Source organism: Streptomyces lothianensis (genome assembly GCF_047779955.1).
In the GTDB taxonomy this organism is placed as follows: Bacteria; Actinomycetota; Actinomycetes; order Streptomycetales; family Streptomycetaceae; genus Streptomyces.
This window is the reverse complement of the sequence record NZ_JBLMKT010000005.1, coordinates 16,825-31,008: the sequence shown is the minus strand read 5'-3', so window position 1 is coordinate 31,008 and position 14,184 is coordinate 16,825. Positions and strand designations below refer to the sequence as shown.

At 71.3% G+C, this 14,184-nt stretch carries 15 protein-coding genes; 7 read left to right on the top strand and 8 right to left on the bottom strand.

The features are described 5' to 3' along the window. Nucleotides 1-28 precede the first annotated feature (28 nt). On the bottom strand, nt 29-1,801 hold the full coding sequence (locus ACLF6P_RS00295) for a substrate-binding and VWA domain-containing protein (protein WP_415947205.1): 1,773 nt from the start codon (nt 1,799-1,801) through the stop codon (nt 29-31). A 189-nt stretch (nt 1,802-1,990) separates the two neighbouring features. Between ACLF6P_RS00295 and ACLF6P_RS00290 the strand changes: the two genes are divergently transcribed. After that, entirely contained in the window at nt 1,991-2,791 is an 801-nt protein-coding gene (locus ACLF6P_RS00290) for a CPBP family intramembrane glutamic endopeptidase (RefSeq protein ID WP_415947203.1), read from the top strand. 14 nt (nt 2,792-2,805) lie between these two features. On the opposite strand, the gene ACLF6P_RS00285 is transcribed toward ACLF6P_RS00290, so the two are convergent. Beyond that, entirely contained in the window at nt 2,806-3,615 is an 810-nt protein-coding gene (locus tag ACLF6P_RS00285; RefSeq protein ID WP_415947201.1) for a PhzF family phenazine biosynthesis protein, read from the bottom strand. Nucleotides 3,616-3,908: 293 nt separating this feature from the next. On the opposite strand from ACLF6P_RS00285, the gene ACLF6P_RS00280 reads away from it, so the two are divergent. Continuing rightward, nucleotides 3,909-4,505: a PadR family transcriptional regulator gene (locus ACLF6P_RS00280; RefSeq protein WP_415947199.1), complete on the top strand. Its 597-nt coding sequence runs from the start codon at nt 3,909-3,911 to the stop codon at nt 4,503-4,505. A 111-nt stretch (nt 4,506-4,616) separates the two neighbouring features. Here ACLF6P_RS00280 and ACLF6P_RS00275 read toward each other — a convergent pair whose 3' ends face one another. Beyond that, complete coding sequence (locus ACLF6P_RS00275; protein WP_415947198.1) at nt 4,617-5,045, bottom strand: type II toxin-antitoxin system Rv0910 family toxin; 429 nt, start codon at nt 5,043-5,045, stop codon at nt 4,617-4,619. An 81-nt stretch (nt 5,046-5,126) separates the two neighbouring features. Then, complete coding sequence (locus tag ACLF6P_RS00270) at nt 5,127-5,327, bottom strand: hypothetical protein (RefSeq protein ID WP_415947230.1); 201 nt, start codon at nt 5,325-5,327, stop codon at nt 5,127-5,129. A gap of 383 nt (nt 5,328-5,710) precedes the next feature. Between ACLF6P_RS00270 and ACLF6P_RS00265 the strand changes: the two genes are divergently transcribed. Next, nucleotides 5,711-6,721 carry an EamA family transporter gene (locus tag ACLF6P_RS00265; RefSeq protein WP_415947196.1) on the top strand — a complete coding sequence of 337 codons (1,011 nt, stop codon included), beginning with the start codon at nt 5,711-5,713 and terminating at the stop codon, nt 6,719-6,721. Nucleotides 6,722-6,945: 224 nt separating this feature from the next. Beyond that, nucleotides 6,946-7,902, top strand: coding sequence for a DMT family transporter (locus ACLF6P_RS00260; RefSeq protein ID WP_415947194.1), 957 nt, complete (start codon nt 6,946-6,948; stop codon nt 7,900-7,902). Between the two features lie 82 nt (nt 7,903-7,984). Here the strand turns inward: ACLF6P_RS00260 and ACLF6P_RS00255 are convergent, their stop codons facing one another. Next, a complete protein-coding gene (locus tag ACLF6P_RS00255) occupies nt 7,985-8,662 on the bottom strand; it encodes a pyridoxamine 5'-phosphate oxidase family protein (protein WP_415947229.1) in 678 nt (225 codons plus the stop codon). 65 nt (nt 8,663-8,727) lie between these two features. Between ACLF6P_RS00255 and ACLF6P_RS00250 the strand changes: the two genes are divergently transcribed. Next, the gene (locus ACLF6P_RS00250; protein WP_415947192.1) at nt 8,728-10,071 is read left to right on the top strand and encodes an aminotransferase class I/II-fold pyridoxal phosphate-dependent enzyme; all 1,344 of its coding nucleotides are present in this window, start codon (nt 8,728-8,730) and stop codon (nt 10,069-10,071) included. 144 nt (nt 10,072-10,215) lie between these two features. On the opposite strand, the gene ACLF6P_RS00245 is transcribed toward ACLF6P_RS00250, so the two are convergent. Further along, nucleotides 10,216-11,166: a DMT family transporter gene (locus tag ACLF6P_RS00245; protein WP_415947190.1), complete on the bottom strand. Its 951-nt coding sequence runs from the start codon at nt 11,164-11,166 to the stop codon at nt 10,216-10,218. 78 nt (nt 11,167-11,244) lie between these two features. Here ACLF6P_RS00245 and ACLF6P_RS00240 point away from each other — a divergent pair, with 78 nt between their 5' ends. Then, a complete protein-coding gene (locus tag ACLF6P_RS00240) occupies nt 11,245-12,150 on the top strand; it encodes a LysR family transcriptional regulator (protein ID WP_415947228.1) in 906 nt (301 codons plus the stop codon). Nucleotides 12,151-12,240: 90 nt separating this feature from the next. On the opposite strand, the gene ACLF6P_RS00235 is transcribed toward ACLF6P_RS00240, so the two are convergent. Next, complete coding sequence (locus ACLF6P_RS00235; RefSeq protein ID WP_415947188.1) at nt 12,241-12,711, bottom strand: pyridoxamine 5'-phosphate oxidase family protein; 471 nt, start codon at nt 12,709-12,711, stop codon at nt 12,241-12,243. Between the two features lie 180 nt (nt 12,712-12,891). Between ACLF6P_RS00235 and ACLF6P_RS00230 the strand changes: the two genes are divergently transcribed. Continuing rightward, nucleotides 12,892-13,518 (top strand): cysteine hydrolase family protein, encoded by a 627-nt coding sequence (locus ACLF6P_RS00230; protein WP_415947187.1) that lies wholly within the window; start codon nt 12,892-12,894, stop codon nt 13,516-13,518. Between the two features lie 87 nt (nt 13,519-13,605). Here the strand turns inward: ACLF6P_RS00230 and ACLF6P_RS00225 are convergent, their stop codons facing one another. Next, nucleotides 13,606-14,160, bottom strand: a complete 555-nt coding sequence (locus ACLF6P_RS00225) for a Rieske (2Fe-2S) protein (protein ID WP_415947186.1) — start codon at nt 14,158-14,160, stop codon at nt 13,606-13,608. Between the last annotated feature and the right edge of the window lie 24 nt (nt 14,161-14,184).

Genomic DNA, 14,184 nt, shown 5'->3' with positions numbered 1-14,184 from the left:
GCGGTACGGTCCGGGTGGGCGCGGGGCGTCAGCTCACCGCGGCCTCGGCCGCCTCGGTGATGGCCTTGAGGATCACCTGCGGGATCTGCGCCGGATCGTCGACCTGGTGGCCGGAACCGCCGGTGACCTTCGCGATCCGGTCGAGCTCCTTCTGGTCGCCCCCGGGGCCGATCGCGACGGCGATGATCGGCAGCGGCCGCTTCGGATCGTTGAGCCGCTCCAGCTGGGCGACCAGGGAGCTCCGGGTGATCGAGTCCGGGTCCTGGTTCTCGCCGTCGGTGACGACCACCACCGTGTTGAACTTGCCGGCGACGTGGGTCTTCTGCGCCTGCTTGAACGCGGCGAGCGTCGTGTCGTAGAGACCCGTCGCGCCGTCCGGCACCGGCTGGAGCTTCGCGAAGGCCGCCCGCAGCCGCTCGCGCTGCGTGGCGCCGCCCTGGCCGCTCTTGCCGAGGCGGTCGGTGGGCACGAGTTCGCGGTAGTCCTTCTTGCCGTCGAGCAGCGTGGAGAACTCCCACAGACCGAACTCGTCATCGTTCGTGAAGGTGTCCAGGGCCGCGGAGAGCGAAGCCTTGGTGACGTCCATCCGGGGCGCACCACGGCCCGGCACAAGCTCGGCCATCGAACCCGACACGTCCACGACCACGGAGATCCGCGCGCTCTGCACGGTGATCGTCCAGACGCCGAGCGTCTGCTGCACCTGCTTGGCGGTGAGCTCCTTGGCCGAGGTGTTGACCACCGGCTGCGCCTTGTTGCCGCCAGCCGCCTCCACCAGGTTTTCGGAGGGCCCGCCGCGACCGGTGCGGAAGCCGTGCTCGGCGAGGATCCGCTCGCCCGCCTCCTCGCCGAGCAGTGTCATGAACCGCAGGGCGGCCCGGCTCTCGTCGGTGCTCTGCCCCAGCTCGTCGAGCAGCGCGTACGGATAGTCGAGGTCCGGCGTGCCGTCCTTCGGATAGAAGAGGTCGAGGCGGCCCGCCTGCGCGGCGGAGGCGTTGTGCCGGAACGCCGCCTGCTCGGAGACGACGAGTGCCTGATTGCGTCTGGGATTGCCCTGCTCCGTGCCGGAGCCGTCGCGGGCGAGGGTGTCGAGGGCCTGGGCGTCGCTGGGTGAGGTGCGCTGGGCGAGGATCTTCGCCATCGCGGCGATTCTGGCGTCCGCGTCGTCGCCGCCCGCCTCCGTCGCCGATGCGTTCATCTTGGCGAGCGCGAGCAGGCCCGTGGCACTGCGCGCCGGGTCGGCGGCGCCGAGCCGCAGCTGGTCGCCCTCGGTCGCGGCGCCCGCCAACTCGGCCCAGGTCAGGGTCTTGTCGGGCCAGCCGAGCCGCTCGGCGGCGGCCGGCACCATGCCGATCGTGACGGGAGTGGTGGCGATGTTGCCGGTGGGGGTGAGCAGACGCTCCTCGCCGAGCTGCTGCACCCGCTCGATCCACAGGTCCGAATCCGGCACCCACACCTCGTACGAGCCCGCATCGCCGTCGGCCTGCAGGGACTCGGCGAACTTGGAGGAATCGCGGGCGGTCACCCGGACGTCCATGCAGCGGCCGTCGGAGATGATGTCGTTCTCCCGTGCGTACGCCGCCGTCGCGGTCAGGGCGGGGGCGATGTCGGGGCTGGCGATGACATCCACCTGTACGGCGTCGTCCGCGCAGTTCTGTGCGAAGGGCAGCCACTCACCGCCCACGACGTAGGCGGTCGAGCCGGCGACACCGAGGACCAGGACGGTCGCGATCGCGATCATGCGGCGGCGCGGCCCGCGGCGCTGCGGCCCCGCCGTATCCGCACGCCCTCTGCGATCCGGCATGTTGTGACGTCCCATGACGGTGGTGCCCCCATCTCGTACGGCTGCACGACGCGCGGGGGTACGAACGGCCGACACAGGTGCGTGGCGTACCGTCCCCCTAGGCCTGTCGCGCACGGTCTTCGTACCTGCATTCGAGACCCTAGTGGTACGAGCATGTGTACGGGGCGTGATTGGTCAACTAAGACAGGTGTGCACGTGGAGGCAGGGTTGGTGGCCGGATCTTTTCCCGATGAGCGGCTTTCGCGGAGGATTCTCCGGGACGAGACACTCCTCGTGCTCGCCCTCTCGCTCGGCGCGAGCGGAGTCTCCGCGCTGATCAGCTTCATCGGATCGGTCACCAGGCCGGGCGGTCTCAAGGACCAGGCCGCCACCCTCAACGCCTCCGCGGCGCCCGGACGGCCATGGCTTGATCTGGCCTGGCAGCTTTTCGGCATCTGTACGGCTCTGGTCCCCGTGGCCCTCGTGATCCATCTGCTGCTGCGGGAAGGTGCCGGCGTCCGCTCGATCGGCTTCGATCTGAGGCGTCCGGGCTTCGATCTGACCCGCGGCACGCTGATCGCGGCGGGGATCGGGTCGACCGGAATCGCCTTCTATCTCCTCGCTCGGGGGCTCGGCTTCAACCTCACCGTGGTGCCCGAGGCGCTGCCCGACGTGTGGTGGAAGTTCCCCGTCCTCATCCTGTCCGCGGCACAGAACTCGGTCCTCGAGGAAGTGATCGTGGTCGGGTATCTGCTGCGCAGGCTCGACCAGTTGGGGTTCTCGCCGATGGGCTCGCTCGCCGCGAGTTCGGTGCTGCGCGGCTCGTACCACCTGTACCAGGGGGTCGGCGGGTTCATCGGCAACATGGTGATGGGCGTCGTCTTCGTGCTGCTCTACCGGCGTTGGGGCCGGGTGGGGCCGCTCGTGGTGGCCCACACCCTGCTCGACATCGGAGCGTTCGTCGGGTACGCGCTGCTTGCGGGGAAGGTGGGCTGGCTGCCCACCGCCTGAGCAGGGGATCGCCGTCAGGCGAGCAGCTCGCCGTCGATGACGGTGACGGCGCGGCCCGTCAGGAGCGTGCGCCCGCCGCTGAGTGCGACCCGCACCCGCCCGGAGCGCCGGGAGGCCTGCAGGCCGGTCAGCCGGTCACGCCCCAGGCGCGCGCACCAGAACGGTGCCAGCGCGGTGTGCGCGCTGCCGGTCACCGGGTCCTCGTCGATGCCCACGTTCGGGAAGAAGCAGCGCGAGACGAAGTCCTGGCCCGCGGCGGGGGCCTCGGCCGCGGCGGTGGCGATGATGCCGCGCTCGGAGTGCTGCGCGAGTGCGGCTACGTCCGGGGTGAGGCTCCGTACGGTGTGTTCGTCGGCGAGTTCGACCAGGAGATCGCCGACATCGCGCCCGGTGTCGTACGCGGACAGGACCTTCGCACCGAGCGCCTCCTCGACCCCCGCGGGGATCTCCACCGGGGTGAGCGGGGCCGTCGGGAAGTCGAGCGTGAGTGAACCGTCCGGGTGTGTGGCGGCGGTGAGGACGCCGCTGCGCGTCGCGAAGCGGACCGTGCCGCGGGCGCGCCCGGTGGAGTGCAGCACGTGGGCCGTCGCGAGCGTGGCATGCCCGCACATCCGGACCTCGGCCGCCGGGGTGAACCAGCGCAGCGCCCAGTCGGCCTCGGTGCTCCCGTGCAGCGGGTGGGCGAAGGCCGTCTCGGCATGGTTGACCTCGAGGGCGATCTCCTGCATCCGGCCGTCCTCGGGGAACGCGTCCAGGAGGAGGACTCCCGCGGGGTTGCCGGCGAAGGGGCGGTCGGTGAAGGCGTCGACGATTTGGATCCGCATACGGAGACCGTAGGGCGCCGGTGGATCGTGGAGCCAAGGCCAATTCGGTCGGTGTGGACCGGAATCCGGGGAGGGGCTTGTCATCCGATCGGTAGCGATATATCGTCGAAGCATCGCGATGGTTCATGAAAGATCGCGAGCGCTCCCGTCAGCGCATACGGATATTCGGCAGCCGACGTCCGATGTCCGGCAACCGGCCCGCGGCAATCGCGGCCCGGCGTACGGCATATGGCGCCCCGAGCGAGGAGCGAGCCAACTCCGACGAGATCCACACCACGGAAGAAGTGATTGCTATGCGACCCCACACACATGGACACGGACACGGGCACGGACACGACTGTGGCCGCGAGCGGCGCGCCTTCGGCCCCTTCGGGCCCGGCGGCTTCGACCCGCGCGGCTTCGGCGGACCCGGCCCCTGGGGCGGGCGCGGGCGCGGCGGTGGCCGCGGGCGGGCGCGGCGCGGCGATGTGCGTGCCTCGATCCTGGCGCTCCTGAAGGACCGTCCGATGCACGGTTACGAGATGATCCAGGAGATCGCCGAGCGCAGCGGAGGGGCGTGGAAGCCCAGCCCGGGATCGGTCTACCCGACCCTGCAGCTCCTGGAGGACGAGGGCCTGATCGCCAGTGAGACCGAGGGCGGCAAGAAGCTGTTCTCGCTCACCGCGGACGGGCGTGCCGCCGCCGACGAGGGTCCTGATGCTCCCTGGGAGGATGCAGGCCGCGGCATCGACTGGGAGACGGTCAACGAGATCCGGCAGGCCGGATTCGGTCTGATGGAGGCGTTCGGTCAGGTCTGGAAGACGGGCTCGGCCGAGCAGCGCGAGAAGGCGCTCGCGGTCGTCAACGAGGCTCGCAAGAAGCTCTATCTGATCCTGGCCGACGAGGACTGATCCCCGGATTCCCGGATCTCCGGATTCCCGGATTGCCGGTCCAGGCCGACGCCCCCGCGCGGATCCGCGCGGGGGCGTCGGCGTGTCGACGGGCAGGAGGGTCGTGCGGCCTCAGACGATCAGTGCGCTCAGCTTGCGCAGTGACTCGTTGAGCGCCGCCGTGGCCGAGTCCTTCAGCTTGCCCGCCATCAGCGTCACGGCCGCGCCGGTGAATTCGCCGTCGATCCGCATCACCGTGGCGCCGCCGTCGGGAGTCAGGGTGTATGCCTGCTTGAGGTTCACCCCCATCGGGCCCTTGCCGCGGATGGTGAACGAGCGGCCCGCCTCCAGGGACTCGACGGTCCAGACCGCGTCCGCGGGGAAGCCCATGAGCTTCATGCTCTCCTCGAATGTATCGCCCTGGCTGAGCGATTCGGGCGCCCCCTTGGGGAATCCGGTGTGCGTCGTGCTCCACTCGCCGAACACGGAGAAGTCGGTGAGCTTCTCCCAGACCTTCTCGGCGGGAGCGTCGATGCGTGCTTCCGCGCTGACTTCGGCCATGCGACCACCCCTTCTCGTATGGCGCTGCGGCGGTTAGGGCGCAGCGGCGGTGCCGCGGAACGTAGCCTCGCCGTCCGGAAGTTACAAGACTGACGGCTCGTCAGAAAAGCCTCGGTGTCCGATTCTGCGGATCACCGCTGCGTCGAAGAGGTCGTACGCGCGCGGGTGCGGGCCCTCGTCGTGGCAGTGCCAGGCCTCCCAGAACAGATCCCCCGGCAGCGCGTCCTCGGGTGCGTACACCCGGTACACGTACTGCTTGCCGTCCGCCGCGGGCAGCGCCACCAGCCAGCAGCCGCATTCCAGCGGCGGGGATTCGCGCAGCAGCCGTACGGGCGGGCGGGCGGCTCGGGGCATGGCGGCTCCTTCCGGTGGTTCGGCTGGTGGTGCGGTGGATCAGAGAGACGTGCGTGGGCGGTTCATGGTTGCGCAGGGGGAGTGCGTCGGAGTTGCGCGCGCCCCCGGATGTGCGACGGCGCTGCTCGCTCCGGTGCCTTCCACCCGGTGTGTCGTCCGCCGTCCGCCGGCGTGCTGTCTGCTGTCCGCCGTCCGCCCGACGTGCGGCCGACTGTCCGTTGGTGGACGGTACGCGCTTCGCCGGGGTCTGTCTCGCTCACCGAGATGTCAGGGGTATCGGTGGTGACGCTCATGACCTCTCCTGTCATCATGTGCGCGTGTCTACGTCCAAGGGGAATCAACCGAGCCGGGGCCGCAGCATCAGCCTGACGCTCGCGCTGGTGTCGGCGCTGGCCTTCGGCGGCTCCGGTGTCGCGGCGAAGCCGCTGATCGTGGCCGGGCTCGACCCGCTGCACGTCGTCTGGCTGCGGGTGGCCGGCGCGGCGCTCGTGATGCTGCCGGTGGCCTGGCGCCATCGGGATCTGCTGCTGCGCAGGCCCGCGCTGCTCGCCGGGTTCGGTCTGTTCGCCGTCGCGGGCGTGCAGGCCTGCTACTTCGCGGCGATCTCCCGTATCCCGGTGGGCGTGGCCCTGCTGATCGAGTACCTGGGTCCGGCGCTCGTGCTCCTGTGGATCCGCTTCGTGCAGCGCCGGCATGTCACGCGGGCCGCGGCCGTCGGCGTGGTGCTCGCCGTGGGCGGGCTCGCCTGTGTGGTCGAGGTCTGGTCCGGGCTCGGCTTCGATCCACTCGGCGTCCTGCTCGGCCTCGGCGCCGCGGTCTGCCAGGCCGGGTACTTCATCCTCGGCGACCACGGCAGCGACTCGGGCGAAGAGGCCCCCGATCCGCTCGGCGTCATCGCCTTCGGTCTGCTCATCGGTGCCGCGGTGATCACCGTGATCGCGCGGCCCTGGTCCATGGAGTGGTCGGTGCTCACGCGGTCCGTCGACATGGACGGCTCCTCCGTGCACGGGCTTCTGCTGCTCGGCTGGATCGTGCTGCTCGCCACGGTGCTCGCGTACGGCACGGGGGTGCTCGCCGTGCGGCGCCTTTCGCCGCAGGTCGCCAGCGTCGTCTCCTGCCTGGAGGCGGTCGTCGCCACCGTGCTCGCGTGGTTCATGCTCGGTGAGCACCTGTCCGCGCCGCAGATCATCGGCGGTGCGGTCGTCCTGGCCGGTGCCGTCATCGCCCAGTCCGCTACACCGGTGAAGGCCGCGCCCGAGCCGGTCGCGAGCGGTGGTCCGCAGGACGAGACGGCGTTGTCCCCGACTCGTACCGTCGCATAGTCTGCCGATCATGCACGCACGGGCTCTTGTCCTGCCCCCTCCCGCCGCCTAGGCGCGGGCGGCCGGACCGATCATGACAGCTCCTCGGGGAGTCCCCGAGTCGCTGAAGGCTGCCCGCAGACGACAGTCCCTTTCGTCTGTCCTTCGCGGAGAGTCTCGTGCCGAACGCTGTTTCCTCATGTTCCTCATCCTCTGCTGCAGCCGCTTCCTCTCCGGCCGCCGTCATGGCCCCTGGACCGTCCCCGGCGCTGTCCGTCGGGCGCGGCCTGATCTATCTGATCGTCGCCGGGGTTGCCTGGGGCACCGCGGGAGCCGCGGCGCTCCTGGTTTTCCAGGGCAGTGAGCTGCGGCCCGTCGCGCTGTCGTTCTGGCGCTGCGCGGGCGGGCTCGTCCTGCTGCTCGCGGCCGGGTGGCTGCGGCGGCGCGGCAGGGTGCGTGCGCGGATGCGTACGAAGGCGCGGCCCGCCCGCGTGATCGCCCTCGGTGTGGCGCTCGCCCTGTTCCAAACCGCGTACTTCGCCGCCGTCTCGGCCACCGGCCTCGCCGTGGGCACCGTCGTCACGCTGGGCGCGGGGCCCGTGCTGATCGCCCTCGGGGCGCGGCTGCTGCTCGGTGAACACCTCGGCTTCGGCGGCGCACTTGCCGTCATGGGGGCGCTCGCCGGCCTGGTCGTGCTGGTCCTCGGCGAGGAAGGCGGCGGTCCGGGCGAGGTCAGGCCCGTGGGCGTGTTTCTCGCGGTCGTCTCCGCCGCCGGATACGCCGTCATGACCCTGCTGACCCGCTGGTGGGGGCGCGACGGCTCCGGCGCGGACACGTACACCACCACGGTGTGGACGTTCGGCGTCGCCGCGGCCTGTCTGCTGCCGCTCGCCGCGGCCGAGGGGCTGCTGCCGCACACGGATCAGGTCCTGCGGATCCTGTTCCTGATGCTGTACGTGGCGGCCGTGCCGACCGCGCTGGCCTACGCCCTGTACTTCGCGGGCGCGGCGGCCGTCCGCTCGGCCACCGTCTCCGTGATCATGCTGCTCGAACCGGTCAGTGCGGCGGCCCTCGCGGTGCTCGCCTTCGGTGAACGCCTCACGACGGCCACGGTCGTCGGCACGCTGCTCCTGCTGCTCGCGCTGGCGGGGCTCGCGGTGGCGGAGACCGGGAGCAGTCCACGTACGGAGGCGGCCGCCTGAGGCCGTGGCCGCGGCCGTGGGGGGCGGGCCGTGCCGAACGGTACGGGGCCGCCCTCGGCCGCGGCGGGCGGCCCCGTATGCCTCACAAGTCGCGCAGATACGCGGGCAGTTCGATGCCGGGCGCCAGATCCTCGGCGGGGATGGGCGCGCCGTATGCGCGGCTCGCGGGAATGACGCCGGTCCAGTGGGGCAGGTCCATGTCCTCGGGCTCGTCGTTGGGGCCGCCTGCACGGATCTTTGCAGAGACCTCGGCGAGGTCGAGGCGGAGCACCGCCGTGGCGGCCAGTTCCTTGGCGTCGGCCGGACGGGAGTCGGAGGACCTGCCCTGCACCACGTTGTCCACCAGCGCGTCCAGGGCCGTCCGCTTCTCGTCCGGCTCGGTGACCTGGCGGGCGGTGCCGTGCACCACCACGGAGCGGTAGTTGATCGAGTGGTGGAAGGCCGAGCGGGCCAGCACCAGGCCGTCCACATGCGTCACTGTGAGGCAGACGGCGAGCTCCGGGTCGGGCCTGCCCGCCATCCGCAGCGGGCGCGAGCCCGTGGAGCCGTGCACGTAGAGGCGCTCGCCGACCCGCGCGTACAGCGTGGGCAGGACCACGGGGGCGCCCTCGCGGATGAAGCCCATATGGCAGAGGTAGGTCTCGTCAAGTATCGAGTGGACCAATTCCCGGTCGTAGTGCGCACGTTCCTTGGAGCGGGTCGGGACCGTGCGGTCGGTCGGTGCGTACGAGCCACCGGCGGCGGTCTCCTCGGAAGGCATCGTCTCCGTGCGGTCCGGTGCGGCACTCATTGCGCTCTCCATTGCTCTAGTGCATAATTTATTTTGTGCTAGGAGAGTACCGGATCGAAGGTCGGCGCGCAGCAGAGATTGCGGCCGGGGTCGAGGCAGCGGTGGGTCGCGGGGACCTTGAGCCCGGTGAACTGCTGCCGCCCATGCGGGAGTTGGCCAAACAGCTCGGAGTCAATCCCAATACGGTTGCGTCCGCGTACCGGACGCTGCGCGAGCGCGGAGTCATCGAGACCGCGGGGCGGCGCGGCAGTCGGGTGCGTTTCAGGCCCGCGAGCACGGCGCGCGACGCGATCCGTATCGAGGTGCCCGCGGGCGTACGGGATGTCTCCCTGGGCAATCCCGATCCCGCACTGCTGCCTTCGTTCGTCGGGGCGTTCACGGCGGCTGCCGCGCGGAACGACCGGCGGCCGGTGATGTACGGGGAGGCCGCACTCGACCCGGAGCTCGACGCCTGCGTACGGGCCGCGTTCGACGAGGACGGGATCCCCGCCGGGCCCTTGGCCGTCACCTCAGGGGCGCTCGACGCGATCGAACGGGTCCTCACCGCCCGCCTCCGGCCGGGTGACGCTGTCGCGGTGGAGGATCCGGGCTGGAGTTCGCCGCTCGACCTGATCCCGGCCCTCGGCATGCGGCCCGTCCCCATGGCGGTCGACGACGAGGGGCCTCGCCCGGAGGCCGTCGAGCGGGCGTTGCGGGAAGGCGCACGGGCGGTCCTCGTCACGAACCGGGCCCAGAACCCGACGGGCGCCGCGCTCTCCGCCGCCCGTGCGCGGACACTGCGCGAGATCCTCGCCGCACACCCCTCGGTGCTGCTCGTCGAGGACGACCACGGGCACGGCATCGTCGACCTGCCGCTGCACCTCCTGACGGAGGGTGAGGGCAGCTGGGTGCTGATCCGTTCGTTCGCCAAGGCCTACGGGCCGGACCTCCGCATCGCCGTCCTCACCGGTGACGCGCTCACCGTGGACCGGGTGCTCGGGCGCCAGCGGCTCGGGCCGGGTTGGGTGAGCAGGATCATGCAGCGCGCCGTGGCCGAGCTGCTGACCTCCGGCGCGTTGGTGCCGGCCGAGGTGGCCGCCGCGTATGCGCGGCGCCGTGACGCCCTGGTGACCGCGCTCGAGCGGCGCGGTGTCGCGGCGAGCGGGCGCAGCGGGATGAATGTGTGGGTGCCGGTGGCGGACGAGACCGGCGCGGTGACCCGTCTGCTGCAGTCCGGCTGGGCCGTGGCGCCCGGTGCGCGCTTCCGGATCGGCGCGGGCCCCGGCGTACGGATCACGGTGTCGCCGCTCACGCTCGCCGACATCGAGCCGCTCGCCGAGGCCGTCGCATACGCCGTGTCGGGAGGTCGCGGCCGTGAGGGCCGGACGCGTGCGACCTGAGGCGGTGCCGGGCCGGGAGACGGTTTCCGGCGGGATCGGCCTCTGGACTCGACGGGGTCAGCCCCTGGAATCGACGGGATCAGCCCCTGGAATCGACGGGATCAGGCCCTGGGTTCGACGGGATCAGTCCCGGGTCCGGCGGGATCAGCCCCTGGCGCGCGACTGGGTGAGTGCCGCTCCCGCGAGCACGATCACCGCCCCCACCGGGGTCGACCACGCCAGGGACTCGCCGAGCAGTGCCACGCCGGCCGCAGTGGCGATCACCGGGATGAAGTAGGTGACCATCTGCGCGGTGGTCGGCCCGACTTCCGCCACCAGCCCGTACTGCAGCAATACGGCGAGCCCGGTGCCGAGCGCGCCCAGCGCCACCACCGCGAGCAGTGGCAGCAGCGGCCAACTGTCCGGCGTCGAGGTGAACAACGGGGTGACGAAGGCAAGTTGCACGGTGGCGAGGAGCAGCTGGGCGCCCGTGAGCGAGAGATGGGACTCGCTGCGGCCCGCGAGCGTGCGGCGCACGTAGATCCAGCCGATCGGATAGCTCAGCGAGGCCCCGAGTGCCATCGCCGTACCGGCGGCGTCGACGCCTTGGAAGCCCTGCCAGGCGCCGAGGACCGTGAGCACACCGAGGAATCCGAGCCCGAGGCCCGCGACGCGGCGGCGGGTGGGGCGGTCCTCGGAGAGTGCCACCATCGAGAGGGCCATGCCCCACAGCGGAGAGGTCGCATTGCAGATGCCCGCGAGCGTGGACGGGATGGTCAGCTCGGAGTAGGCGAAGAGCGAGAACGGCAGTGCGTTGAGGAAGAAGGCGGCCACCGCCAGATGTCCCCAGGTGCGCAGGCCCCGGGGCAGTCGCTGCCGTTGTACGAGCAGCGCCGCGGCGAGCACCAGGGTGCCGAAGAGGAGGCGCCCGAAGGTGACTTGGAAGGGGGCGTACCCGTGCGTGCCCACCTTGATGAGCAGAAAGCTGAAGCCCCAGATCAAGGACAGTACGGCGAAACGCAGCCGCCAGTCGAGGCGGCGCCGGGGTGATGAGGGGGGCGATGGGAGGGGCGGTGAGTCGGGGGTGCGTGCGCGGGCTGCGGAGACGGTGGCCATGCCCCCCACGATGGCCTGAGCCGATCTCGTAGCACAAGTGAGATTTCCTGTGAGTGATGGCTTAGCATCGCTTATATGTTGCTGAATCTGGAGCGCCTGCGCACCCTGGACGCCCTCGCCCGGCACGGCTCGGTGAGCGGGGCCGCCGCAGGGCTGCACGTGACCACCTCCGCCGTCTCGCAGCAGCTGACCAAACTGGAGCGCGAGGTCGGCCAGCAGTTGATCGCCAAGAACGGCCGCGGAGTGCGGCTCACGGATGCCGGCGCGCTGCTCGCCGAGCATGCGGCGCGGATCATCTCGCAGGTCGAGTACGCGCAGTCGGACCTGGAGGCGCACCGCGGGCAGGTTGTGGGCGAACTGCGGATCGCCGCCTTCCCGACCGGGGCGCGCGGCCTGTTCCCGGCTGCCTTCACCGCCCTGCGCACGGCGCATCCCGGTCTCGCCGTACGCTCCCGGGAACTCGAACCCGCCGAAGGGGTGCGGGCGCTGGTGCGCGGCGACCTCGATGTGGCCGTCGTGCTCGACTGGTACAACAAGCCGCTGCCCATGCCCGAAGGGCTTGCCAAGGCCTCCCTCCTCGACGACCGGGCCGATGTGGTGCTCCCGGCGGGGCACCGATTCGCCGACCGTGAGGAGCTCGACCTGGAGGAGCTGGCCGAGGACGAATGGATTTGCTGGCCCGAAGGGGCGTTCTGCCAGGACTGGCTGCTCTACACGCTGCGCTCCAAGGGTGTGGAGCCGCACATCGGTCACCAGGCCGAGGAGCACGCGACCCAGCTCGCCATGGTGGAGGCCGGTCTCGGGGTCTGTGTCACTCCGCGGCTCGGGCGCGGGCGGACACCCTCGGGCGTGCGCGTCGTGCCGCTGCGGCAGCGGATCGCGCGCCATGTGTACGCGGTGTGGCGCACCGATGCCGACCGCCGGCCCTCGATCAGGGCGGCGGTCGACGCGCTGCGGGTCGCGGGGCGGTCGGCGGGGGAGTGAGGCTTGCGGCGGTCGCGGAGCCGGTCGTCGCGTGCGACGTGGCGCCGGCAGCGGTTCCCGTGGCCGGGAGCGGCACCTTGCACCGGCGGTTCAGCGCAGTTGCGTCAGCTTGCGGAAGTCCCACGAGGCGATGGTGTCCGGGGTGAGGCGCGCCCAGGCATGCCGACCGTCGTGCGGCATCTCGTCCATCCCGAAGTTCTTGGCAGCGAACTGCCGCTCGACCGCCTCGAGTTCGGGACATTCCTCGCCGACCCGCGGCGATTCGCCGACGAACTCCACCCGCCCGGCCAGCTCTACGCCGCGCAGCTCCCCGTAGTCCTCGCCGGCGTCCACCACCACGGCGACGCGCCGGTCGCCGCGCAGGTCCGCCCAGCGCTTGCTCCGGGTGATCGAGTACAGCCACAGCGAGGTGCCGTCCCAGGCGAACCACAGCGTGCTGGCGTGCGGGCTGCCGTCCGCCGAGACGGTGGCCACCCGGCAGGTGCGCTGCTCGGCGAGGAAGGCGTCGAGTTCCTCGCGCGTCATCATGATGCGCCGGCCCCTGCGTTGTGTGACGGTCATCCGTGTTCCCCTCCGGCCGCGAAGCCGATCCCGATCCTGACTATGCGTCAGAAAATCATGGGGTGTCTTCCGTCCGTACGCAATGGGGGTTAGCCTCACGCCCACTTCGCGCGGTCCCGCACGCCCACTTCGCGCGGTCCACGGGCCGGACAGCGGCCGACGATGCGCCAGGAGGACCGGATGGCCGGGGAAACGCTCGCCGAACTGCTCGATCCCGCCTTCACCGTACTGCTCACGAGCGAGTGCCAGCAGGGGGTGGTGGGCGAGGAGAGCGCACTGCCCGAACTGGCCGAGGAGGCCCGTACATCGGGCGCCCTCGGAAACATCGCCCGTCTCGTGCACGCAGCGCACCTGGCCTCGGTGCAGGTCATGCACGCGGTGGCCGAACGGCGGCCGGACGGGCGGGGCGCCAGCCACAACGCGCGCCTGTTCCGGGCCGTGGCCCGGCTGCCCGTCCGGCAGATATCCGGCACCGAGGCGGTACGGATCGCCCCGCCCGTCGAGGTCGCCGAAGAGGACCTTGTCGTGCGCCGGCTGCACGGCCTGTCTCCGACGGCCGGCACCGATGTCGACCCGCTCCTGCGTAACCTCGGCTGCCGCACCCTCGTCGTCACCGGGGTCTCGGCGAACGTGGCCGTCCCCAACACCGTCTTCGACGCCGTCAACCTCGGCTATCGCGTCGTGGTGCCGCAGGACGCCGTGGCCGGAGTGCCCGCCGACTACACGCCGCTGATGATCCGTAACACCCTCGCCCTGGTCTCCACGGTCACCACCACCGACGAGATCCTCGACGTCTGGAGGCGCTGAGGCCGGGCGGGGCGGGGCAGGGCGAGCGGGTGGCGCCGCCCCGCCCCCACCGCTACGTCAGGCGGCCAAGGAGGCCGGCCTCCGGACTCAGGCCAGCCTGATGGACTCGCCCTCCACCGTGATCTCCTTGGCGGGCAGCGGCCGCTGCGCCGGGCCGCCCTTCACGCTTCCGTCCTCGATGCTGAACTTCGAGCCGTGGCACGGGCAGTTGATGGTTCCGTCCGCGACATCGCGCACTGTGCAGCCCTGGTGGGTGCACGTGGACGTGTACGCCTTGAAGTCGCCCGCCGTCGGCTGTACGACCACGACGCCTTCGTCCTTGAACACCGCGCCGCCGCCCTCGGGGATCTCCGAGGTCCTGGCGATTTCCTCGCCGCCGCCCGCCCCGCTCTCGGTCGGCTGCTCGGACGCCTCATCCGTCGGTTCCCCGGATGTCGTGCCCGTGGGCCCGTCCGTCTGCGAGGAGTAGGCCCCGCCATCCCCGCCACTGTCGGAGCCCCCGCAGGCCGTGAGCGCCACGGCGAGGCCCGCGGCACCCGCCGCGGAGACGACGGCACGCCGGGACGGACAGCCGCAGCCTCGCCCTGGTGCCTCGGGTTCGGTGGGCTCGACGAGGTCCCTGGGCTCCTGCGTAACGGTCATACCGATGAACTCCCCTTGATGATC